Origin of the sequence: Streptomyces sp. NPDC102259 (assembly GCF_044766465.1) — a bacterium.
Taxonomy (GTDB): domain Bacteria; phylum Actinomycetota; class Actinomycetes; order Streptomycetales; family Streptomycetaceae; genus Streptomyces.
The window spans coordinates 34,996-57,329 of the sequence record NZ_JBIWMA010000001.1; the positions used below are offsets into that span (position 1 = coordinate 34,996).

A 22,334-nucleotide genomic window follows, 5' to 3' on the forward strand; every position below is an offset into this window, starting at 1 on the left:
GAGCGGACTGCCTCAGACCACGTTCTGAATTGCGGCAGATTGCTCCCAGCGGGCGGTCGTCTGAGATTGCGCGCAAGCGGATATGGCGAGGGACCTCCCACCAAGCACTGCCAGAACCAGATTCCCGAGACGCGCAGCCGACGTATGCCCGCTGCGCCCGTCGAAGCTCCTCAGATCGCCGAAACGTTTCCGATCACAGCGCGGAGGCGCCCATGAACCTGGTCCAGGCATCAGCTGAGACCGAGACGCGAGGGCCATGCGGAGTCTTGGAATCCCGCACCAGCACGCCTGCGGGCACGAAGGCCGCCTCCACACACTCGGTTGTATTGCCGCCGCTGTACGACGACTTGAACCAGACGGGCTCGGAGGCAGGCTGGGGTCCGGCTGACATTCACAACTCCTTGCGAGCGCGATGGATCATGGCGGAGGAGGCCTCCATGTCCAACGCTTGTGCTTGGAGGTACTCGAACGCAAGTCTGTATCGCTCCAGTTCCTCTTCCTTCTCCAGGAAGAGGGAACCAGTGTGGAAGTCGACGTACACCACATCCAGCGCCGGCTCGGGGCCGCCGATGATGACGAAGCTTCCCAGCGCGGCGGCATGGGCGCCCTTGGCGAAGGGCAGCACCTGAAGCGTGATGTGAGGTGACTCGTTCGCTTCGAGCAGGCGGTCGAGTTGCTCACGCATGATCTGCGGTGACCCGACCACGCGACGGATCACGGACTCATCGAGGATCGCCCACAGCCGGAGTGGCTTCGGGCGGGCGAGGATCTCCTGCCGCTTCATGCGGATGTCGACCAGGCGCTCGATTTCCGACGGTTCCAGGGGGACTTCGTTGGCCCTCTGCAGCGCGGTGCTGTAGGCGCGGGTCTGCAGGAGACCCGGGACGTAGACGCACGAGAAGTGACTCTCGCGCACGGCTTCGTCCTCAAGGGTGAGGAGCAGGTTCATGCTTTCCGGGATGGAGTCGGCGAATGAGCTCCACCAGCCCTGCTGCTTGGCGTCCTTTGCGATATTGACGACAGCCTTGTGCTCGGCGTCGGTCGCCCCGTACTCGCGGCACAGCGCATCAATGACAAGCCACTTGACCGGTCCGGCCTGCGTCTCGTACCGGCTGACCGTTGCCTTGGACACCCCTACGAGCCGGCCGGCCTCCTCCAGGGTCAGCCCCTTGCGGGATCGCAACTTACGCATCATCGCGCCTAGTTGACGGCGGCGGGTGGTGGTCCGTTGGGGCATGTGGCTCCTTCGCCCATGAGCCGGGCGGTGAGCCCGTTGATGAGCATCAGGCTAGGCAGCCAGAAGCCGTCCTCACCATCAGATTCACTCGATGGATTCCCGTGAGAAGTTACACAGCGAGACTTCTCCGTGTCATGCTCGCTTACGTGATCGCTACGCAGTGCAGCCGTACGGACACGGCAGGTACAGCATGTGCGTGGCTTGGGAGGGAGGAGTAGCCATGCCTGGCTACGACGCGCACGGGTTTCGCTTCCGCTGTGTCCTGCCGTTTGAGGCGGAGCCGGCGGAAGTGCGCCTACTTCGGAGGGCTGCCGCGCGACAGTTGAGCCGATGGGGCGCGCCTGTTGCCGTCGATGAGGCGGAGCTCCTCGTCACTGAGCTGGCCACCAACGTCGTCAAGCACGTCGGCGAAGGCTCATCAGCGACTTTGATTCTTGAGTGGCGCGGCGAGAGGCTTCGTCTCGAAGTGCACGACAAGAGCCGCACGATGCCGTCACCAAGCATGGCGGATTGTGACGCGGAGTGTGGTCGTGGCCTGCATCTGCTCGCGGCGTTGGCGGTGGACTGGGGCACGGTGCTGACTGCTGCGGGTAAGGCGGTCTGGTGCGAGATCTCGGTCAGCTCAGACCAGGCATGCCGACGCATCGAGCGTGCCGTCCAGGTGCTTGAGGGATATCAAGGGCCAAGCCGTGGTGCTCCGCTTCTGGGGACCGGGCGGGACATTGGTCTTGAGGAGTCAGCGGTCGAGCTGATCGCGGATCTGCTCCACTGGTCCGCTGCTCGCGGCCACGACCCGGACGACATCCTCGACCGGGCGCAGATGAACTACGAAGCCGAAGCGGACGCGGCCTAGTCATCGCGTCCTTGCTCGTCCGCCCGCCATGGGGGATGCCCCGCCAACGGGGCATCCCCCATGGCGGGCACTCGCATCCGCCCCGCCGCTGCCCCTGTGTCAGGATGATCTCAGGCTGAGAGCAAGCGAGTTCAGGGGGATGTGCACATGGAGGATCCAGTACTGCTTCGGCGGTTCCATGCCTGGCTCCAACCCGTGCCGTCGCCTCAGGACACTGCCCGCCTCGCCTTCTTCCAGGATGCTCTGATCGTTCTGGACACGAACGTACTGCTCAGCCTCTACGAGTACACGGCTGAGTCCCGAGAGGAAGTCCTCACCGCCCTGGGCCAAGTGTCGGAGCGTCTGTGGATGCCATACCAGGTGGGGCTCGAATTCGTGCGTGGGCGCCGTAGCGTCTTGGAGTCACGCAAACGGGTCCTCACCGATGCATCGAAGTCCGTCAACGCCAAGCTGACAGCCGCGCGCAAGGCAATCATCGAAGCGAAGGACACCGTACGGGCACAGCTGCAGAAGTACGCGCGGGTGCCAGCCGAGATCGACGCCCTGGACCAATTGGTCAGCGAGGCTGCCGTCGACGAGCATCTTTCTGCATACCGCGATGTATTCAAGGCCCACTTGGGCATGCTGAAGAACGGGCACGACCTGACCCCCGTCAACGTCGATACGGCCGATCCGATCCTGCCTCGGGTGGCAGACCTCTACGGAGATCGCATCGGCAATCAACCAGATGATCAGTTGCTCCAGCAACGACTGGACGAAGCTGTGGCGTTCCGGTTCCCCAACCAGATACCGCCAGGCTTCGCGGACTTCGACAAGGGCACTCCGCTGATGGCGGCTGGCGACTTCCTTATATGGGAGGAAGTGATCGAGCGGGCCGCTCTCCTTCCCGAAGGGAGCCGGCGAGTGCTCTTTGTGTCGAACGACGTCAAGGAGGACTGGTACGACATCAGCAATGGCAAGCAGCGCCCTTGGCCGGCGCTCCTGGACGAGATCCATCGCCGTGCTGGCGCTGAGCTGCGCCTTGAGACCCCGCCGGACTTCTACGCGGGTGTGGGCGCTTACTTGGATGCCGACCTCGCAGACGACACTTATGAAGAGATCCGGCGAGTGTCCGCGACGTTCATCCCGCCGACTTTGGAGGACGGCGCAGTGGTCACAGCGAGGACAGCTGCGCAACTAGCCCCGCCCAGCAAATTGCCGATCGCCGCCTACCGGTCGGCTGGGCTGACCTCCCCGGCCGTACGCAACATGATGGAGTCGCCGACGGCTGCGGCTCGGCTCGTCCAGTGGTGGCTGATCGGCGTCACAGCACAGTTGCAGCGGCGGGAAGTCTCCGAGGAGGAGCCTCGGGTCGACATTGCCGCTGCTGCGCGGGGAAGCGACCGGCCTGCACCCGATTGGGAGCCTGGCACGGTGCTGCCCTCCGGGGAATGGATCCATCGGGAGTCTTCGTGGATCGCACCGTGGTTTCTTGACCTTCTGGGGGCCGTACCTCCAGCCGACCGCGGAATTCTGAGCGCCCTAGCCTCGGAGCAGGCCGCGGAGAACCAACGCCCCACTGACTGATCGCGCTTGTGGTCAGGTTGCCCGCGACCCTTGCGTATGGATTGAAAATCGTCGCGCGATCCATTGCGTCACGCGCTTTCGTCCGACCCACTCCCACAATGAAGAAGGGATGCTGCCGTGCCAGCAGAGAACGAGGAGTCTGAGGTCTGGAGGAGCCTCAAGCCGACATCGGCCTACGCGGTGCGCGAGCTAAGCTCTGCCTTCGAGCGGGAGGACGCCTCGCCGGATGCCCTCATCGACGCTTACCTCTTTGCGAAGCGCCAACTTGCTCAGTCCATGCAGGCGCTGCTTCTTTCGCAACTGCCGTCTCATTGCCCTGAGTTCGCGGAGCTGCGGGCTTGCATCCAGGCTGAGATGGAGAACCGTTACGCCGACCGGATCCCAGAGCGTTTCCTCAAGGTCCTCTACGGCAGCAAGGTGCACGAACTTCTGTTCATGATCCTCCTGCGGAGCCTCGGTAAGCCGGTCGATAGCGACAAGCTCCGCCTTGCCACCCGCGACAACATCCATACAGAGCGTCGCACGAGAGAGCTACGCGAGCTGGGGTTCAACATCGCTACGTCTGAGGCTGATGGCAGCCAGTACTACACCCTGGCCAACCTGGAAATCGACTACTCCAAGGTGCCGGAGCTCATAGCGAAGGTGATCAATAAGACTGAGTCTCTCACCGAGGTTGAGAAGGATAGCTTGAAGACCAGACTGGCGGAGTAGCACTCCGACTGCGGGGCGACGCCATCGCATGAAGCGCCGCCCTGCTGCTCTCACACCGCACTAGCTGATCTTTGCCCGGAGTTGAGTGAACAGATCGTGCCGCTGGTGGTCGTCCTGACCGGTGAAGGCTTTGAACTCGCCGAGACTGTAGGCGATGACACCGCTGGACCGAGCGGTCATCTGTACCACGAAGTCGTGACCAAGATGGTTCAGGCGTCGCTCGACATCCGGCTGTTCAAGGACGGTGCCCTTCTTGGCGAGCTTCTCAATGATCTGGTCGACAGTCAGAGGCCGGTCCAGACCGCGGAGCAGCTTGTAAACGGGGTCCAAGATTCGGTCGGTATTCTCCACGAGGGTCTTACGCTCCCCCTCCTGGCGGATGGCCTTCCGGATGGCAACTCCCAGTGCCTTGGCCACGGGCGGAGGAAAGGCGTTGCCGATCTGTCGGTAGACAGACGTTTTACGCCCGTGGAACTTCCAGCGGAAGTCGCCGTATGTGGCCGAGTCGCTCCCCTTGGGCGCCTCCATGTCGTGCCAGCCCTGGATTCGGGCAACCATGGCGGTGGTGAGCTTCGGTCCCGGGACGCCGTCTGGCGCTCGCCATCCCTTCTGCGGGGCTTCGTTAGCCACACCCATGGCGTCCACACCGAGGTCCGCCCATGCCCGCTTTGCCCGTGTGGGACCGAGGTCAGCGCCACCGTGCTTCTTGGAACCGCCGACGATTGTCGGCGCGATGCGGTCGGCCCGCTTGACCCACTCGGTGACTTGCTCCTCTTCCCAGCCGTTGCTCGCCATGAGGTCTTTAAGGAGCTCTCCCACTGTGGGTGGCTCCTCCTCGCGGGGTGTCGGCCACTCGAAGTACTCCGCGTACTCTCGCTTGAGGGCGACTAGCACAAAGCGCGGCCTGAGCTGCGAGACGCCGAATTCGCTGGCATGGAGAAGCTTCCAGTCACCGATGTAGCCGTACTCGTGAAGCCGATCAAGGACATGCTGCCGATAGGCCGTGAAGCGGTTCGCGCTGAGCCCCCGCACGTTCTCCAGCAGGAGTGCCTTCGGCTGGATCTCGCCGCAGAGTTCGACCGCCCAGGCAAAGAGATCGCGTTCGTCATTGGCGCCCAGTTGCTTGCCCGCGATGCTAAAGGGCGGGCACGGGACACCGCCGGCGAGCAGGTCGACGCCCTTGTGCTCTGTCGGCGTCCAGGTCTCTGGGTCGGCAACATCGCCGATCGCTACGGTCTCTGCTGCCTCGTGCTCACTGTAGCCAAGGATTTCTTGCAGGTTGCAACGCAGTGTGTGCGCAGCGTTTTCATCGAGTTCCACTGCGACACGGTGGCGAAATCCAGCCCGCTCCAGTCCGAGGGTCTGACCCCCCGCGCCCGCGCAGATCTCGACGACCTCGAGCTGTCTGTCGCGCTCTGACGCCGCCATTCGATCTCCTTTCAGGCGCGCAGGCTAAGCCAGCGCGGGGCCGAACATTTTGCGCTCGGCTCACTATCACAGCGGGCGCAAGCTTGAACATCCCGCAGCAGCACCCTAGTCGTCGATCTTCGATGTCGTCACCCAGTAGGGATGGCAAGCCGGGCGAGATAGTGAAGTCTACGGTGACGCACTGGCAGGCACGAACCCCGCTTGCCCCAAACACCCCATAATGCACAGGAGGCGATCAGCTTTCGAGAGCCGCTCGTACCTCATCCCGTGCATCGGCCGGGAGCCGCCGGTAGGCGTTCCAGGCCCGGTCCAGAGCCGTAGAGCCCCGCCGCCCGCGCTCGATCCACCGGAGGAGGCGGCGCTGATCGCTTGGGTCGAGGGACCGGATGTCAGCCACTGCCTCGTCGGCCCTGGCGGGATGATTGTCACTTCCTGCCCGGCATCGCTTGCACTCCGTGATCAGCAGGGTCCGCTCCCGGCCATCCGGGAGTACGGTCTCGCGACGAGTAATGGAGAGCACGGCAGTCTGGTTCGAATCGTCCACGTACGGCTCGCCCCCGGAGATACCGCAAACGCTGCACATGTAGTCGTCGCGGGCCAAGACGGCCTGCTTCTCCTTGTTGGAGATGGTCTTCTGCGGTGCCGCAGCGCGGCGGGCCGAAGGGTCCCAGACAGGGACGCCCGCCTTGACGAAGCGCTGGTCCTCAGCGACGAGCGTTGCATCGTCGGAGTTCGTGAGAAGGACCCAGCCGTAGTCACGGAGATCGCGTATGCGCCGGTCCGCCTGCGAGATTCCCGGGAAGGCGTTGCGGATCTGCTCCTTGGTGAAGGTGTTCCCCTCGCGGATCACTTGGACCAGCCAGAGCGCCCCGCGGACCATGGTTCCAGCCTTGAGCTCAGGGTCGTTCCAAGCGGGCGGCATCACGTCGTGCTCCGTTCTCCAAGTGATCGAGACGTTGATTGTGGAACATCGGTACACCCTCTGTCAGCGGGGCCTGCAATGATGCTGCTGCACGCTGCGTCTGGCTCCTTGGAGGCTCTGGTTATGGCTGTGAAGTTCGGCGTCCCGCCCGAGGGTGAGAAAATTCGCTCGCTGGTGGACGAGCGGCTCAAGCAGGCCATGGCCGAGGGCGGTGCGAAGATCACCGTGGAGTGGCGTGGTGAGCAGAAGCACTTGCATGTGATCTCCATGCCAGTCGACATGCTCTACTTCAACCCAGACACCCACCGTATTCGCGCTCAGCGCACCCTCAACCCCGACCGCAACCGGGTCCTGGAAGAGGAGCCGTGGAGCGAATCCGCACAAACGTATCTGCATGACCTGCTGCGTTGTCGGCCCTCGAACCCGAGCCAGACCGACCCAGACTATGTGGCGCTGCAGGATGAGCTGGACGACGTGGGCCAGAGGGAGCCCGGCATCATCAGCCCGGACGGCATCCTCGTCGATGGCAACACCCGCTGTGCCGCGTTGAAAGACCTGGGCATCAAGAACATCCGGGTCGGCGTCCTCCCCGCGGACACGTCCCGACGTGACATCAACAGCGTTGAGCTTGCACTGCAGTTGCGCCGCGACAAGCGCCGAGAGTACTCGTACATCAACCGCCTCATCGCGATCGAAGATGAGCTCGCCGACGGCCGTCGTGAGGAGGACGTGGCGCGTGACTTCAACATCAAGAAAACCACCCTCCAGCAGGACCGCTGGGTCTACCAGCTGATCAAGGACGCGATTGACCGCAGCCAGACCGCGAACGGCGCCGCCTTGCGGCTGATCGACTTTGAGGACCAACAAGAGAAGCTGCGCGAGCTTCACCGTGACTACACCAAGCTCGCCAAGACCGACCCGGACGCTGCTGAGCAGCTCAAGGAATCGCGTCTGGCCATGGTGGTGCTGAACTACGCGAAGACGACGGTGCGTCTGGCGGAAGCGGACTTCCACAGCCGTTATCTCGAAGAGCGTCTGCCGGGTGAACTGCGACCTTCAGTTCAAGAGTCGGCCGCTGTGGCAATTCCCGGTCTGGCAGGTGTGTCGGTCCAGGACGCCACCGCTGCGGTCAAGACCACTCGCGCTCTTACCGATGCCCTGTTGCAGGCAAAGGCCGCGGCGCAGGCCGGTGACACGCTGGATGGCCCGACCGTGACCCAGGCAGATGCGCTGATCAAGTCTGCGCGCAAGACCTTCGACGCTGCGGTGAAACTGGCCGGAGCGAACGTCGAACTCCAGAAGCGTCAGGTGGCTGTCCCGGAGCGCCTCACGGACGCCGCTGACTACGTCAACCAGTGTGCCGCCGAGTTCGCCGACGCCAAGGCCAAGCGGGCACTTGACGAGGATGCCTTTGACGACGCGCTGCTCACTCTGAAGGCCAGTCTCACCCGGCTCGCGAAGCAGGCGGGACGCACCTTCAGTTCGCCCGGCAATGGGGTTGCCTGGCTGCTCGACTCCACCCGGGAGAACTGATGGCGGGGCAGTCTCCTGCGCCCAGTCTTGAGATCGGTTTCGGCGACGGGGTGACCCGAGCACGGCTCCGGGCTGGAGCCGGGTACGAGAGTGACCTTCGCCGCCTTGCCCTGCGTTTTCAGAGCAGCGTGCAGCGCTCACTGGGGACCATGGAGGTTGAGATCGATGACCTCCTGACGAATCTGGTCGCGCTCGCTACTTGGCCCGAGCCCAGCAGTGTGGCATGGGATCCTCAGCTGGCCGCTCTGGCTACAGATTCTGCTGTGGATGCACAGACGGTTGCCAAACGTCTTGACTCAACGGCTGGTTCAGACGGGGAGGTAGCCCCAGAGGACGTTGGGAGCCTGCTCGGCCCGGACTGGATTGCGGATCTCACGGTGTTCCAGCGCCGGGATATCGCGAAATTGCTCTCCCTGCGGCACGGAGCCAACTTCTCCGTACCCGGTGCCGGTAAGACTCGTGTTGGTCTTGCCGTATTTCACTCTTTGCGACGCAGCAAGAGTATTGAGCGGCTTCTGATCGTGGGGCCGAAGTCCTGCTACGAGTCTTGGAAGTACGAGAATCAGAAATGTCTCAGTGAACCGCTTAGCATGGATGTGTTCTCCAAGGACGCCGATCCGGGCGCGGATGCGCTCATCGTCAACTACGAGCGCCTGCGCCAGGACGGCGTCGTGAATGAACTCGGCCAATGGCTGGCTGCACGACCCTCGATGCTCCTGCTCGACGAGGCGCACCGGATGAAGCGCGGAGCCGACGGCACCGATGGTGCTGCCTGCCTCGCCCTCGGTCCCCGAAGCAGGCACCGGCTCATTCTTACGGGGACGCCGGCTCCGAACGGCGTCAAGGACCTGGAGAACCTCTTCGGGTTCGTATGGCCTGGCCATGGACGCCAGAAGGTGATCCAGGCGGTGGCCGGCGGGGATCTTGCCAAGGCAAGCCAAGTTCTGCGCCCTCTGTTTACGCGCACTACCAAGGGTGAGCTTGGTCTGCCACCTGTGTCCACGAATCTGACGCCTGTGCCTATGTCGCCTTTGCACCAAGAGGTGTATGAGGCCCTGGTCGGACGGTTCTCCGCCCGTGCCGCTGGTTCGGAAGGCGACTTCCTCGCTCTGGGAAAGATCATCGTCTACATGCTGATGGCGGCGACCAGCCCTGCGCTGCTCGCTGTCGGCACCACCCGCTATGAACCGCTGTCATACCAGGTGCCTCCGCTGACCGTGCCTGAGGGAACGCCTCTCTTCGAGCTGATGCGGGACCTGCCGAGTTACGAGATGTCGCCGAAGTACCGTGAGGTCCTCGCGATCATCAGCCGGAACGCGGCTCAGGGACGAAAGACCCTGGTGTGGTCGACGTTCGTACGTAGCCTCAACACGCTGGAGCGCATGCTCAGTGAGTTCTCGCCCGCCCTTGTCTACGGTGCCTTGGGCGACGCTGACCGTGAGGCAGCAATCAAGCGGTTCCGGCACGATCCCGACTGCATGGTCCTCTTGTCCAACCCCGGTACCCTCGGCGAGGGCATCAGTCTTCACCACCACTGCCATGACGCCGTTTATGTCGACCGCGATTTTGCGGCAGGCCGATTCCTGCAGAGCCTCGATCGAATTCACCGTCTCGGCCTCGCTCCGGAGACGGAGACACGGATTACCGTGCTTGCCTCTGAGGGGACGATTGACGAAGTCGTTGATCAACGGCTCAGTGACAAGCTCCAGTTCATGGGAAGTATCCTCGACGATCCGGCGGTCCAGCAACTGGCTGACCTTGAGGAAGAGCCGGCGATTGGCGGTGGCCTGGACCATCGAGACCTTCAGGCGCTGATGGGTCATCTCCGTGCCCGTGCCGCCTGAGCCAGTCCTTCGTGCGGCGGTCCGCTGGTTGGAGAGACTTCCAGTCAGCGGGGTCGCCCGAGTGCGCGCTCTGTTTACCACGCACAGCGATTTCAGTGACATAACGCCGACGCAGTACGACGCGGCGTACGCCTGGATCCGGGAAGCAGGCCTCTTGGACAAGGTGAACAGTGGTGTGCCTGTGAACTGCCAAGTTTTCGACTCAGCGATGGCGCACAGCGATGTGCCGTGGTTCCGGGACGCTGATCTGCTCGTGCGTCGGCCGGACGAGCTCCCCGAGGACGCTTTGTGCGCCGCAGAGGCCCTCGGCCTCTCCCCAGAAGAGGCGTACGCGCAAGTGGGTGCTGTCTGGGGAAAAGTGGACACCGAGGAGCGGTCCCGGATTGGCTCAGCCGGTGAACTCGCGCTCCTTGAACTGCTGTCTGAGTCAGCCGAAGGCCGAGTGGAACACGTCGCGGCATGGTCTGACGGCTACGGCTACGACATCTTCGTAGATGCGTCTCAGCACTCAGCCCACCTGGAAGTGAAGACCACGTTGCGAGTGGGCCGACTCACCATATACATCTCGCGCAACGAGTACGAGACGATGTTGCGTGACCCCGCGTGGGAACTTGTGGCAGTCCGTCTGACTCCGGAGCTGAAACTCAAAGAAGTGGCCGCAGTGCCAAGGGAATGGATCGCGGACCACGTTCCCTCGGACAGGACGACACGTGGACGCTGGCAATCATGCCGACTTGATATCCCCCCTGAGGTACCAGTGCCTGGTATTCCGAGCATCGCGTCGATACTCGTCGAATCGGCGCCCGAGGTACTCAGGGGAGTGTCCGAGCGCTAGGCCACGTTCTGCACTCCAGTATCCGAGAGCAGAAACTCTTCCGGCTCCGCGAGCCATTGGTCGTCGTTGGGTTCTGGACACTCGGTAAGGGGCTGCGCGTCCTCGAATGCGTCCTTGACGGTGGTGCGCCACTGATCGAGTGACCCTCGGATCACGAACGGACCGAGTCCGAAGGTCACGCTGCTCTCGTCGTCGACACGCAGCGGCGCTATCTCGTCGCCAACCGGTACATCGCTGGCGAGGCCGGTCGAGGCAGCGTCTAGTGCTGCTTCGAACTCCGTGGGGTCAATCCACCCGATCCAGCTCTGGTTGTCGGCTGCGGGCCTCCGCCACCAGTACGCTCCGGCCGGCTCCCGTGTATCCAGCGAACACCAGCGATCGCGGTGGCCGGGTCGATGTGGCAGTGGCGTCCTTGGGCAGGAAGTCAGGCCGGAACCGGTCGAGAAGGGCTGTGATCCGTTCCGCGAGCAGAGCTCTCCGAGCAGCCAGGAAGTCTCGGTACCCCTCCGGTTCAAGTACTGCGGGGTCGTTCGGAATCGCGTGCGCCGCACGGTCGCTGGCGCCTACGCTCGGCATGTAGGCGGCTGGGGAGCGACTGCCGATGATGTTCTTCGCCGTCTGCTCGGACACGAACACGATATTTGCGAGTTCGTTGATCTCGGTGGAGGAGTACTCGCTGCCGCAAGTGCGCAGTTTGGCAGCCGGATGCACCAGGCTGTACTGCGGTTTACCCGACCGGTCGACACCCCCTGAGATGGGCCCGCCGTCCCACCAGTCAGTAGCACCCGCGTGGACCGCTGCGAGGTAACAGAACATCAAGTAAGGGCTTTGGTGGTTGCGCCCGGCCAAGTCACCTGCGGTGACGGAAATGCCGCCGTCGCGGATTCCCAGGTTGGACAGCAATGCTGGCACAGGATTTTCAGCGTCGAGCATTCTGATGTCTTGTGTCAGAGCAGTGTCTGATGCGCCGCCGTACCGGTTGCGGGCTGTAGCAGCCAGGAACCAATAGAGAAGGCCGTTCTCCACTTCGGCGGCGATCTTCGTGTCCTCTTCGTGGCCCCCGTAGAAAAGGATCAGCGGGTGGAGGGCGGCGAGCGATGGCACCAGAGCGGTGGTGGGGATCTGAAGCTTCTCCTCAAGGAGAGGTACGACGCGGGCGAGCCCTCGATGGACGTGCACCCACCCCGCTTCGACAGTTTCTTTGCTAGCGGCGGTGAGCTTGGCTACGGACGCCAGACGCTTGCCTGTGGTCGACAGGCTCAACGTCAGTGCTTTGATAAGGAAGTTGACATCGAGGGCACCGTACCCGCGCTCTGCCCAGCGTGCTGATTCCGTCTCCAGTTGTCCCAGGAAGCCGGGCGTGCGCGCGGAGAGCGTCGCAAGCGCGAGATCTGTTGTCTTGAGCGCTCGGCCGCCGCTGTTTACTCGGACGAAGATGTCAGCGACTTCTTCGTATTCGAAGTCGTGCAGCACTTCCATGTGGAAGTCACGCTGGGTGATCTTTTGAAGTGCGCTCAGGCGGCGCCCGATTTCAGCGTCTGGGATGGCGAGCCCGGCGCCCTTGAGGTCGCTATGGATAGCGAAGACGTCGGCTTCGGGGCCTACGACGTCGTAAACCTTGATCCACTTCTTGTTCCGCCGGGTAGCCGCGCTCTGGTTCTGGAAGGCCTCGGTCTCGATGTTGAAAACGACCTGAGCCTCTGCGTGATCGGTCAGGACGCGGAAGAGTGAGGTGAGTCTCTGCTGGCCGTCGAGCAGGTAGAGAGGCATGACACTTGGCAGAGCCTGAGTCACACCGATCGCTGCCCCGCGAGTTTCGGCGGGCTGGCCGGTCTTCCAGAAGAGAAGCGAGCCCGCCGGATATCCGCGGTACAACGACTCGATAAGCCTGGCAACTTGCGAAGCCTTCCACACGTAACCACGCTGGATCTCAGGAAGCATGATCTCCCCGTCCGCGATCTGCGTGATCAGTGTTCGGACGTCGCGATTGGTGCGCTCGACCGCCACTCTGCCCCCATGGTTCCGCGCGTCGCGGCTGGCTTGCCCGCATCCGCTGTGCCTCTGGCGAGCCAGCCAGACAGCCTCCCCCACAGAAGCCGCTTACCACCGCGCTCGCTGGACATAGCGTAAGGGTGCGTGACCGGGGCCCTTGGCTAACTGAGGGAAGCCGGGTTCTCAACCTCTGAGCTCCTGGCCTGTGCCTGACGGCTTACAGGCCGGTCTTTGCTGTGCAGCGCCTTCCTGTCGGCTACCGCCTTGGAGACTTCAAGCGAGCATTCTTCGGCCGGCTCGTGTTCCCAGAATCGAAGTACTAGCCAGCCTGCTTCCCGGAGCCGCTGGTCCGTGTCGCGGTCACGTTCCATGTTGCGCAGTACCTTCGCTGACCAGTAGCCGGAATTCGTCCTCGGCGGGACGTAGTGCTCCGGGCATCCATGCCAGTAGCAGCCATCGATGAAGACCGCCACCTTAACCGGGCGGAAAACCATGTCTGCTGTCCGGCGAAGGTCCGGGAGCGGCCGGGCCGCGACGCGGTACCGCAGCCCTTGGGCATGGACCAGCCGGCGGATCAGTTTCTCGGGCTTCGTGTCACGGCTGCGGATCGCCTGCATGTTGCGGCGGCGGGCTGCGGACGAAGCCCAGGAACCCTCTGGCGCTTCCCACGGGGAATCTTCGGACACATGACGAGCGTAGTACCGGCGCGCAGCCAGAGGGACACGGTTGTTTGACCCGTCAAGTCCATCGCGGACGCGATGCGGCCGGACCAGCCGAGTGCCGGGTGCGGAGTCTCCCCCTGCTTTGCCGTTCTACGCCACCGCCCCGTGGCACACCCCGTGCTTTTGCCCCGACCCGCACCAGCAAGAAGCCCCCCGCTCCGGTGGCCAAGCCACCGCCCGCCCCCGGGCTGCCAGTGTCGTCGCGTACTGGGGGAGTAGGTCCGTGTCTGCCGGGGACGTGCCCTCGGAGGCTGCGAAGGCCTCGTAGGACGGGACTGTGCCGGTCACGATGCCGAGGTTGGCCGTGCCCGAGGCGGACAGTTCGCGCAGTGACGCCTCTATGCCCGTCAGGTGCTCCTCGTGCGAGGGGTACTCGTCGGACAGCGACGGGTACGCGGCGATCAGTTCCGCCAGTTCGCTCGCCGGCCAGTGCAGGACGGCCACCGGGAACGGGCGGGACAGCTCCTCGCGGTACGCGCCCAGCTCGGCGCGGAGACGGGAGATCTCCGCCTCCAGTTCCGCCGGGTTGTCCGAGCCCAGGGACCAGACGCGCTTGGGGTCGTGGAGCTCGTCCAGGGAGACGGGGGAGGAGTGGAGGGTGTCGGCCAGGACGTCCCAGTCGTCGTGGGCCGCGCCCAGCATCCGGCGTACCCGATGGCGGCCGAAGAGCAGGGGGTGGGAGGCGTGCGGCGGGGGTTCGGGGACGTCCGCCAGGAGCAGGGTCACGCCCTCCGTGAACGTCTTCTGCGCCGCCTCGAGCTCGTCGTGGGCTTCCAGCGACTCCGCGACGATCACCCAGGGGGCCGGGTCGCGGGGGGCCGCGGCCCGGATGCCGTCGATGATGGCTCGGGCCTCGGCCTCGTGGCCGTACTCCCACAGGTTGGCGGCCTTCAGGGCGCGGACCAGGTGGGGGGCGTCCAGGTTCTCCGGACCCTCCGCGGAGGACAGGAGACGGTCGTACAAGGTCGTCGCGGCGGGGCGGTCGCCGGCCAGTTCCAGGTGGGCCGCGGCCTGCAACAGCAGGGCTTCCGCGTCCTCGGGATACAGGCCGGCGGTCCGCTCCAGGCGTGCCGCTTCGGCGGTGTGGTCGACGTTCTCGGCAGGCGTGTCGGGGCGCATGGTTGACACCGTAGCGCCGCCCGGTGACGAAAGAGAGATATCTGCTGGCCAGAGCGGCAGATCAGCTCCCCGAGTCGGTCAGGGACCGGACGGCGTCGTCGATCTCCAGGTCGATCAGCCGCTGTGCCTTGATCGTCTGGTGGTAGGACTCTGGCGGTACCGGTGGTACCTAGATCGTCACCCCGTCCACCTGGAGCGTCTGCACCGCGCCCGCCGCGAACGGCACGCTGATCGTCTTGCCGCTCAGATACGTGTCCGAGCGGGCGGTGTAGAGGTCGCCCGACCCGCTCGTCACGGTGTTCCAGCGGGGGACCAGGCCGGACGAGCCACCCGACACCGTCGTGAAGCGGGAGAGGTCGAAGGTCAGGGTCTGGGCCGAGGCGGAGGTGTTGGCGGCGACTATCACCAGGCGCTTCGCCGTCTTGTCGATCGCCGCCGCCGCGTAGCTCACGCCCGTGTCGAGGATCGTCATGCCGGGGCGGATGTGCCGGCTGAACTGGGCCATCACGTAGTACTTCGTGGTGACCGCGCCCGCCGCCAGCGTGCTCGCGTCGTACGCGATCATCGCCCAGTTCGACGACGGGTCCATGACCTGCCAATAGACCCATGCCGTCGGGTGCAGCCAGCGGAAGTCGTAGAGCAGGTTGCTCGCCATCGACAGGCCGGTGCCGTCGTTGTCGCCCGTCTCCGAGTTCCACAACGCCTTGCCGGCCGTCGTCACCACGTCGGTGTAGAGCAGGTCGCGGCGGCCCCCCGAGCCCTGGTAGCCGTGGACGTTGACCCGGTTCACGTACCCCTTCGTCGTCGACGAGAAGGAGTTCCACGTGGTGCGGGCGAGGTCGTAGCTCGTCTCGTCCGACGCCGAGATCTTCGTCGCCGTCAGGCCCCGCTTGTCCAACTCGCTGCGCATGTACGGCAGTACGGCCGACTGGACGGTCGCGTCCATGTGGCAGCCCTCCTGCGTGCCGGTCGCCGTCCACCAGGACGACGACGGCTCGTTGAAGGGGTCGACGGTCGCGAAGTTCACGCCCCAGTTCGACTTCGCGTACAGCGCGACCGCCGCCAGGTGGGAGGCGTGCTGACGGTAGTTCCAGGTCTGGAGGTTGTTGCCGCCGCCCGAGGCGCCGGACGGGTTGTGGTTCGCGCACATCCACCACATGGGGGAGTTGGCGAAGAGCTCGGTCGTCGCGCCGCGCGACACCGCCTTCTGGAGCATCGCGCGCTGGGCCGCGTCCGCCGTCCAGTCCCAGGCCGAGGAGGTGGGGTCCTCGTTGTTCCAGTCCTGCCAGTAGCCCTCGATCTGCTTGAACGCGGGGATGTTGGCAGAGGCCACCATGCTCGAGCCGCCGACCGTGTTCCAGCTGCACGCGCCCAGGTTGTAGCGGGCGATGTTGAGGCCGAGACCGGGGAGGGTCTTGCCGTTGTAGGAGACCGACTTGGTCGTGAAGAAGATGTCGGCGAAGTCGTCCCGGGCGCCGAACACGTTCGCCCACCAGGCGAGGGAGGTGCCCCAGCCTTCCCAGGTCCCGTACGTCGTCGACGGGTTGACGGAAATCGTCGCGTCGGCGTGGGCGGTGCCCGTCGCGAGGGCGCTTCCGAAGAGCGCGCCGCCCGTGGCCGCCAGCAGTGTCCTGCGTCGGATCATGACTTCTCCGCTTCGATGACAGCGATCGACCGCCGGTCGTCCCAACCGGCGTCGTCGGGTGCGTCGGTGCACGGGTGTGCGTGCGGCAGTGCACCGGTGCGTGCGTCAGTGCGTCAGTACGTCTGTGCTCATTGCGTCCGTGCGTCCGTGCGTCCGTGCGTCCGTCCGTACGGCGAGTACGTCGGTGTTCAGTGCGTCACGAAGCATCGGGTGCGGCCCGTGGTGTTGTCGAGAGTTCTGACAGCCCTTTCTCAAACCTGTGGAGAAAGGGTGGGGGAGGGTTCGAGGGGGCGAACGGTCTGGAGACCTCGTCCCCCTCCGCCTATCGTGCCCGCGTGCGGATTCCCCTCGTACAGCACAGCACCCGGCGGCGGCGTGCCCGGTACCGGCGGGTGCTGTTCAGCGGCGCCGAACTCCTCGTCACCGCAGGGGTGTTGGTGTTGCTCCTCGTCGTGCATCAGCTGTGGTGGACCAACCGGGAGGCCAAGGGCGGCGCCGAGCGGAGGGTGGAGGCGCTGGAGCGGGAGTGGGGGGCCGACACGGGTGGCGGTGACGCCACCGGCACCGGTGGCGGCGAGCCCGGGGGCGGCTCCGCCGGCGGGTCCGAGGGCGCGCCCTCGGCGTCCGAAGGCGGCGCCGGGCAGGGCGGAACGACGTCGTCGTCCACCACCCCGCGCTCCTCCCAGGCCTACGCCGTGCTCCGCATCCCCCGGCTCGATCTCCGCGTCCCCGTCGCCGAGGGCACCAGCAAGCAGAAGGTGCTCAACAAGGGGTACGTCGGCCACTACGCCGGCACCCAACAGCCGGGCCAGGAGGGGAACTTCGCGGTCGCCGGGCACCGCAACACCCACGGCGAGCCCTTCCGGTATCTCAACCGCCTCAGGAAGGGCGACAAGGTGGAGGTGGAGACCCGGAACGCGACCTACACCTACCTCGTCGACAAGATCCTGCCGCAGACCTCACCCCGCGACGCGGGCGTCATCCGGCCCGTGCCCCGTTCCCTCACCGAGCCGGCCCACGGCTACGACGCCTCCGGCCGCTATCTCACCCTCACCACCTGCACGCCCGAGTACACCTCCCGGTACCGCCTGGTCGTGTGGGGCATGCTCGTCGCGACCCTGCCCCGGGGGTAGCGCGCCGCCGCGCCACCGCCCGGTCCCGCAGCTGACGAAGGTGACGCCGAACGTGTCCGCGTGGCGCTTGACGCGTCGCGAACTCCGCCTAGGACCCCTCCGCCAGAGCCTCTCGGACGGCGGTCAGGACGGCCTCGGTGTCGGCGCCGATGGCGCGCGCGGAGGCGGTGAAGTCGCGGGCCAGGGTGGCGAGTTGGTCCGGGTCGGGGCGGGCCGGTTCGGCCGGGGGCGCCGCCACCCGGGTGCCCGCGCCCCGACGGGTGCGGATCAGCTCGGCGGCCTCCAGCTCGCGGTAGGCGCGGGCCACCGTGCCCGGGGCCAGACCCAGGTCGGAGGCCAGCTGGCGCACGGTCGGCAGGCGCTCGCCCTCCGTCAGCCGGCCGGTGACGATCAGGGCGGCGAGCTGGGCGCGGATCTGCTCGAACGGCGGCACCTGGCTCGTGGTGTCGACGCGGACCGCGGGTTCACTCATCGCCGACGGCCCGGGGGATCACGATGGTGAACAGGCACCATCCCAGCGTGAACAGGCTCAGCAGGCCCAGGGGGTAGATCACCAGGGCGGTGACGTTGCCCAGCATGCCGGCGCAGGTCGTGCGGGACAGCACCCTGCCGATCATGCCGAGGACGAGCAGCAGCTGGCTGGAGACCAGCAGTCCCCAGGCCGCGGTGATCGCCCACGAGCGGTCGTGGCGCCGCTGGTTCTCGCCCGGGCGGTGGGCGATGCGGCGCAGGGCCCACACGCAGGCGGCGGTGCCGAGGGCGAGGGAGGCGAGGATCGGGGTGGCGTAGAAGATGCCGGGCCAGGGGCCGAGGGGTCTGGTCACGCTCCTGCACGTGACGGTGACGGCCCGGCCCGCCCGGCCCATGGAGTCGGGAGAGGCCGCGGCGGCCCCGATCGCCAGGAGGACGACGAGACACGCCGTCTGGAAGAGCAGCAGCGGGGCCATCCGGGGCGGCACATGGTCGCGGACCCGACGCGGGGCGAGGCTGGCGGTGCGGACCGCTTCGAGAGGGGCGGGGGTGAGGGAGTCGCCGAGCAGTACGCCGCCGACCGCGCACAGTCCGAACGCGGTGACCGCGCTGAGGAAGGTCATGGCGGCATCGTCGCTGTCCCGCACCGCCAGTTGCTGTGCGACGACGGCGCCCAGGGTCAGCCCGGCCCAACGGGCGCAGAGGTCGGCGCGGGCGAGCAGACGCTCAGGTGGAACGGTGTCCAGCATGTCGGGTCCCCCGGTGCGTACTTGTATCAAGCGGTGAGTACAAGATGCCGGGAGCCGCATCTTGTGTCAATCGGTTGATACAAGTACCCGCCGGGTGTCCGGTCGGTTGCGTCGGTTGCGTCGGTTGCGTCGGTTCCGTCGGTTGCGTCCGTGTCGGCAGGTCCCTCGGGCTGCGTCGGTTGTGTCGGTGCTGGCGTGTCCGTCGGTTCCCTCGGGTCCGTCGGGTCCGTCGATTCCCGCGGTTCCGTCGGAACCGTCAGTTCCGCTCCCGGGAGCTCGACGTGGCCTAGCCCCTCGCCGCGGTCGCCGCGCGCGTCACGCCCAGTGCGACCAGCACGCCCGCGGCCCCGAGGGCCGCCAGTCCCGCCGACACCGCCATCGCCACATCCGTCCCCTGGGCGAGCCCGCCGCCCGTCCCGGTGGCGATGGCGATCGTCAGGGCCACGCCGGCGCACGAGCCGACGTAGCGCAGTGTCTGTTGTGCGCCCGACCCCATCGCCGCTCGCGCCGCCGGCACCGACTCCACCGCCAGCAGGGGCAGCGCCGCGTTCAGGAGGCCGCTGCCGACGCCCGCGAGGACGAGACCCGGCAGCATCCGGCGCCAGGAGCCCGCGTCCACCGCGCCGAGCAGGGCCAGGACGCCCACCGCGTGCAGGGCGAAGCCGAGGGCGAGTTGGACCCGGGTCGGGACGCGGCCGGCCAGTCGGCGGGCCTGGAGGGCGACCGCGAAGGACAGGCCGGACCAGAGCAGGAACAGCCAGGCGGTGGCCATCGGGGACATGCCCAGCGACTTCTGGAGCACCGTCGGCAGGAAGCTGAACAGGCCGATCACCGCGAGGCCGGTCACCAGCCCGCCGGTGGAGGAGGCGAGGAACGCCGGGTTGCGGAGCAGGGAGAGGTCGATCATCGGGGTGGCCACCCTGCGCTCGATGACCACGAAGAGCCCCAGCAGGATCAGCGACGCCAGGAGCAGCAGCCCCACCGGCGCCCGCAGCCAGCCGTCCCGGCCCAGCGTCAGGGCCGCGATCAGGGCGACGGTCGCCGCGCCGAAGGCCGCCGCGCCGGGCAGGTCCGGGCGTCCGCCGCGCGGTGAGCGGGACTCCGTCAGGACGCGGGGCGCGATGGCGGCGACCAGCAGGGTCGCGGCGCCGAGCAGGACGTAGACCAGGCGCCAGCCGGGCAGTGCGCCGCTGAGCACCGGGCTCGCGGCGATGCCCGCGCTGACGAACGCGCCCCACACCCCGGTGGCGTGCAGCCGGCCGCGCGGGGTGGGGAAGGCGTGCACCAGCAGGCCCAGACTGCTCGCCAGCAGCGCCGCGCTGGACGCGCCCTGCGCGACCCGGGCCATGGTGAACTGCCAGGTCGTCGTCGCCAGTGCGCCGAGCAGGGTGGTGAGGGCGAGGGCCAGGGTGCCCGACACGAAGAGCCGGCGGCGGCCGTGGTCGTCGGCCAGGCTGCCGGCGACCAGCAGCACCGCGGCCAGGCCGAGCGGGGTGCCGTTGAGCAGCCAGGCCTGGGCGGAGGGCGCGGTGTGCAGAGCGGCGGCGGTGTCCACGAGCGTGACCGCGGGCGCGGTGTACGTCATCAGGGCGAGGGCGGTGGCCGCACTCGTCACGGCGAGGGTGGCGCGGGCGCGGACGGGTGTCACCGGCTCGGCGTCGAGGGCGGGGACCGTATCCGCACGCAGCTCGGTTCGGTCAATGAACCTACTCATGGGTCCGTACGCTAGCACCCTTGGTTCGGTCATTGAACCAACCCCGGGCAAATGGCTACAGTGGGCGTCATGGCACTCGGCAAGGACTACGCGACACAGGAGTGCTCGATGGCTCGGGCGCTGGAGGTGGTCGGCGAGCGCTGGACGCTCCTGATCGTCCGCGACGCGCTCTACGGCGTCCGGCGCTACAACGACTTCCTCGTCCACCTCGGCATCCCGCGCGCCGTCCTGGCCGCCCGTCTCCAGGCGCTGACCGCCGAGGGCATCCTCGAGAAGCGCCGCTACCAGGAGTCCCCGCCGCGTGACGAGTACGTCGTCACCGACCGTGCCATCGCCCTGTGGCCGACCCTGCGCTCGCTCGGCCTCTGGGGCCGCGAGCACTTCGGCGAGGCCCGGCTGCGGACCTTCCGGCACGCGGACTGCGGCACCGAACTCGGTCCGTACGGCGAATGTCCCGCCTGCGGAACTGTCGTACCGGTCCCGGACGTCCTCATGGAGCCGGGGCCGGGGCTCGACCCCGATCCGGCGGATCCGGTCAGCCGGGCGCTGCTGAAGCCGAGGAGGCTGCTGGAGCCGATCGATGTCGGTCAGGTATAACCGACTTCAGACAAACAGAGACCAGAGCCGGAGACAGTCACAACCGGCGAGTGCCGGGGCCGAAGAGAAAGGGGGGCGAGGGTGATTCGTAGTCGGTTCGTTCCGCGTCCCGCCCTCGTGCTCTTCCTCCTCTTCCTCGACGTCGTGCTCCTCGACGTCGCCAGTCTCTCCGCCGCCGTCGCGCTCGCCGCCACCGCCGCGGCCGGCTCAGCGCTGGCCGTCTGCACCCTGGTCGCGGCGCGCAGCGCCCCCGCCGTCCCGCCCACCCGGGTGCGTACGGCCATCAGGGACCGGGCCCGCCGTACGGCCTTCCTGCCGCAACGCGACCCCGACGCCTCCGGCCGCCCGCGCCCCAGGGCGCCCGGCCACGCCCTCCCGACGACCGTCGCGTAGGGCCGCTCTCCACCGTCACGTGGGTGACCCGCGCGGGTCGTCATGCCGTCATCCCGTTTTCTCGGCACGACGAGACCCCCGGAGGGCTCCCCACCCATGTCCGTTTTCGCCAGTCTGGTCGAGCGGCTCGCCGACCTGCTCCACCCCCTGTTCGGCGCGACCGCCGCGGCCGCCGCGATCGTCCTGTTCACCGCCCTCGTACGACTCCTCGTGCACCCCTTGTCCCGCGCGGCCGCCCGCGGCCAGAAGGCCCGTACGGCGTTGCAGCCGAGGATCGCCGAACTGCGCGAGAAGCACGCCAAGAACCCCGAGAAGCTCCAGCGTGCGGTGCTGGAGCTGCACGCCGAGGAGAAGGTGTCGCCGCTGTCCGGACTGCTGCCCAGCCTCTGCCAGATCCCGGCCTTCTTCCTGCTCTACCACCTCTTCTCCAGCTCCTCGATCGGCGGCGAGGGCAACGGCCTGCTCGGACATCAGCTGTTCGCCGCGCCCCTCGGCGACCACTGGGCGGACGCGCTGCACGGGGGCGGGGTGTTCGGTGCGGCCGGACTGGTCTACCTCGGGCTGTTCGCCGTCGTCGCGGCCGTCGCCTCCTTCAACTTCGTCCGGGCGAAGCGGGTGCCGCTGCCCCGGATCGGCGGCGGTGAGGAGGTGCCCGGGGTCGGCGCGATCACCAAGGTCATGCCGTTCCTGTCCTTCTTCACGCTGGTCACCGTGGCCGTCGTACCGCTGGCCGCCGCGCTGTACGTGATCACGAGCACGACCTGGAGCGCGCTCGAACGGGCGGTCCTGTACCGGTGACGGTCCAGTCCGTGAACGGGGGCTTGCGGACCGAATGGCGAGCTTGGAGGATCGACCAGTCCTCCGATGGCT

At 66.5% G+C, this 22,334-nt stretch carries 21 protein-coding genes; 10 read left to right on the forward strand and 11 right to left on the reverse strand.

The window, feature by feature from the left end:
* Positions 1 to 193: 193 nt before the first annotated feature.
* The gene (locus ACIRPU_RS00205; protein ID WP_403859566.1) at positions 194 to 391 is read right to left on the reverse strand and encodes a DUF397 domain-containing protein; all 198 of its coding nucleotides are present in this window, start codon (positions 389 to 391) and stop codon (positions 194 to 196) included.
* Positions 392 to 1,237, reverse strand: a complete 846-nt coding sequence (locus ACIRPU_RS00210) for a helix-turn-helix domain-containing protein (RefSeq protein ID WP_403859569.1) — start codon at positions 1,235 to 1,237, stop codon at positions 392 to 394.
* A gap of 220 nt (positions 1,238 to 1,457) precedes the next feature.
* Here ACIRPU_RS00210 and ACIRPU_RS00215 point away from each other — a divergent pair, with 220 nt between their 5' ends.
* From ACIRPU_RS00215 to ACIRPU_RS00225, 3 genes are all read left to right on the forward strand, one after another.
* A complete protein-coding gene (locus tag ACIRPU_RS00215; RefSeq protein ID WP_403859572.1) occupies positions 1,458 to 2,090 on the forward strand; it encodes an ATP-binding protein in 633 nt (210 codons plus the stop codon).
* Positions 2,091 to 2,237: 147 nt separating this feature from the next.
* A complete protein-coding gene (locus ACIRPU_RS00220) occupies positions 2,238 to 3,656 on the forward strand; it encodes a PIN-like domain-containing protein (RefSeq protein WP_403859575.1) in 1,419 nt (472 codons plus the stop codon).
* 117 nt (positions 3,657 to 3,773) lie between these two features.
* Entirely contained in the window at positions 3,774 to 4,367 is a 594-nt protein-coding gene (locus tag ACIRPU_RS00225) for a hypothetical protein (protein ID WP_403859578.1), read from the forward strand.
* A gap of 60 nt (positions 4,368 to 4,427) precedes the next feature.
* Here ACIRPU_RS00225 and ACIRPU_RS00230 read toward each other — a convergent pair whose 3' ends face one another.
* A complete protein-coding gene (locus tag ACIRPU_RS00230; RefSeq protein ID WP_403859581.1) occupies positions 4,428 to 5,795 on the reverse strand; it encodes a DNA cytosine methyltransferase in 1,368 nt (455 codons plus the stop codon).
* A gap of 235 nt (positions 5,796 to 6,030) precedes the next feature.
* Complete coding sequence (locus ACIRPU_RS00235; RefSeq protein WP_403861519.1) at positions 6,031 to 6,717, reverse strand: hypothetical protein; 687 nt, start codon at positions 6,715 to 6,717, stop codon at positions 6,031 to 6,033.
* 123 nt (positions 6,718 to 6,840) lie between these two features.
* Here ACIRPU_RS00235 and ACIRPU_RS00240 point away from each other — a divergent pair, with 123 nt between their 5' ends.
* The 3 genes from ACIRPU_RS00240 (at position 6,841) to ACIRPU_RS00250 (ending at position 10,929) form a co-directional block, all read left to right on the forward strand.
* Positions 6,841 to 8,250 (forward strand): transcriptional regulator, encoded by a 1,410-nt coding sequence (locus ACIRPU_RS00240; protein ID WP_403859584.1) that lies wholly within the window; start codon positions 6,841 to 6,843, stop codon positions 8,248 to 8,250.
* On the forward strand, positions 8,250 to 10,094 hold the full coding sequence (locus ACIRPU_RS00245) for a DEAD/DEAH box helicase (RefSeq protein ID WP_403859587.1): 1,845 nt from the start codon (positions 8,250 to 8,252) through the stop codon (positions 10,092 to 10,094). The genes ACIRPU_RS00240 and ACIRPU_RS00245 overlap by 1 nt, the downstream gene beginning before the upstream one ends.
* 61 nt (positions 10,095 to 10,155) lie before the next feature.
* Positions 10,156 to 10,929: a protein NO VEIN domain-containing protein gene (locus tag ACIRPU_RS00250; protein ID WP_403859590.1), complete on the forward strand. Its 774-nt coding sequence runs from the start codon at positions 10,156 to 10,158 to the stop codon at positions 10,927 to 10,929.
* 285 nt (positions 10,930 to 11,214) lie between these two features.
* Here the strand turns inward: ACIRPU_RS00250 and ACIRPU_RS00255 are convergent, their stop codons facing one another.
* From ACIRPU_RS00255 to ACIRPU_RS00270, 4 genes are all read right to left on the reverse strand, one after another.
* On the reverse strand, positions 11,215 to 12,936 hold the full coding sequence (locus ACIRPU_RS00255) for a DUF262 domain-containing protein (RefSeq protein WP_403859593.1): 1,722 nt from the start codon (positions 12,934 to 12,936) through the stop codon (positions 11,215 to 11,217).
* Positions 12,937 to 13,082: 146 nt separating this feature from the next.
* A complete protein-coding gene (locus ACIRPU_RS00260) occupies positions 13,083 to 13,607 on the reverse strand; it encodes a very short patch repair endonuclease (RefSeq protein WP_403859596.1) in 525 nt (174 codons plus the stop codon).
* A gap of 126 nt (positions 13,608 to 13,733) precedes the next feature.
* The gene (locus tag ACIRPU_RS00265) at positions 13,734 to 14,762 is read right to left on the reverse strand and encodes an SEC-C domain-containing protein (protein WP_403859599.1); all 1,029 of its coding nucleotides are present in this window, start codon (positions 14,760 to 14,762) and stop codon (positions 13,734 to 13,736) included.
* A 169-nt stretch (positions 14,763 to 14,931) separates the two neighbouring features.
* Positions 14,932 to 16,407 carry a beta-1,6-galactanase gene (locus ACIRPU_RS00270; protein WP_403859602.1) on the reverse strand — a complete coding sequence of 492 codons (1,476 nt, stop codon included), beginning with the start codon at positions 16,405 to 16,407 and terminating at the stop codon, positions 14,932 to 14,934.
* Between the two features lie 335 nt (positions 16,408 to 16,742).
* Here ACIRPU_RS00270 and ACIRPU_RS00275 point away from each other — a divergent pair, with 335 nt between their 5' ends.
* Positions 16,743 to 17,540 carry a class E sortase gene (locus ACIRPU_RS00275; protein WP_403859605.1) on the forward strand — a complete coding sequence of 266 codons (798 nt, stop codon included), beginning with the start codon at positions 16,743 to 16,745 and terminating at the stop codon, positions 17,538 to 17,540.
* Positions 17,541 to 17,628: 88 nt separating this feature from the next.
* On the opposite strand, the gene ACIRPU_RS00280 is transcribed toward ACIRPU_RS00275, so the two are convergent.
* The 3 genes from ACIRPU_RS00280 to ACIRPU_RS00290 all read right to left on the reverse strand — a co-directional run bounded on the left by ACIRPU_RS00280 (position 17,629) and on the right by ACIRPU_RS00290 (position 20,474).
* A complete protein-coding gene (locus ACIRPU_RS00280; RefSeq protein WP_403859608.1) occupies positions 17,629 to 18,012 on the reverse strand; it encodes a GntR family transcriptional regulator in 384 nt (127 codons plus the stop codon).
* A complete protein-coding gene (locus tag ACIRPU_RS00285; RefSeq protein ID WP_403859611.1) occupies positions 18,005 to 18,760 on the reverse strand; it encodes a hypothetical protein in 756 nt (251 codons plus the stop codon). Before ACIRPU_RS00285 ends, ACIRPU_RS00280 begins: the two co-directional genes overlap by 8 nt.
* A gap of 286 nt (positions 18,761 to 19,046) precedes the next feature.
* Positions 19,047 to 20,474, reverse strand: a complete 1,428-nt coding sequence (locus ACIRPU_RS00290) for an MFS transporter (protein ID WP_403859614.1) — start codon at positions 20,472 to 20,474, stop codon at positions 19,047 to 19,049.
* A 69-nt stretch (positions 20,475 to 20,543) separates the two neighbouring features.
* Between ACIRPU_RS00290 and ACIRPU_RS00295 the strand changes: the two genes are divergently transcribed.
* From ACIRPU_RS00295 to ACIRPU_RS00305, 3 genes are all read left to right on the forward strand, one after another.
* Entirely contained in the window at positions 20,544 to 21,071 is a 528-nt protein-coding gene (locus ACIRPU_RS00295; protein WP_403859617.1) for a winged helix-turn-helix transcriptional regulator, read from the forward strand.
* An 81-nt stretch (positions 21,072 to 21,152) separates the two neighbouring features.
* The gene (locus ACIRPU_RS00300) at positions 21,153 to 21,464 is read left to right on the forward strand and encodes a DUF6412 domain-containing protein (protein WP_355701592.1); all 312 of its coding nucleotides are present in this window, start codon (positions 21,153 to 21,155) and stop codon (positions 21,462 to 21,464) included.
* A gap of 96 nt (positions 21,465 to 21,560) precedes the next feature.
* Positions 21,561 to 22,262, forward strand: a complete 702-nt coding sequence (locus ACIRPU_RS00305; RefSeq protein WP_403859621.1) for a YidC/Oxa1 family membrane protein insertase — start codon at positions 21,561 to 21,563, stop codon at positions 22,260 to 22,262.
* The last annotated feature ends 72 nt before the right edge of the window (positions 22,263 to 22,334 follow it).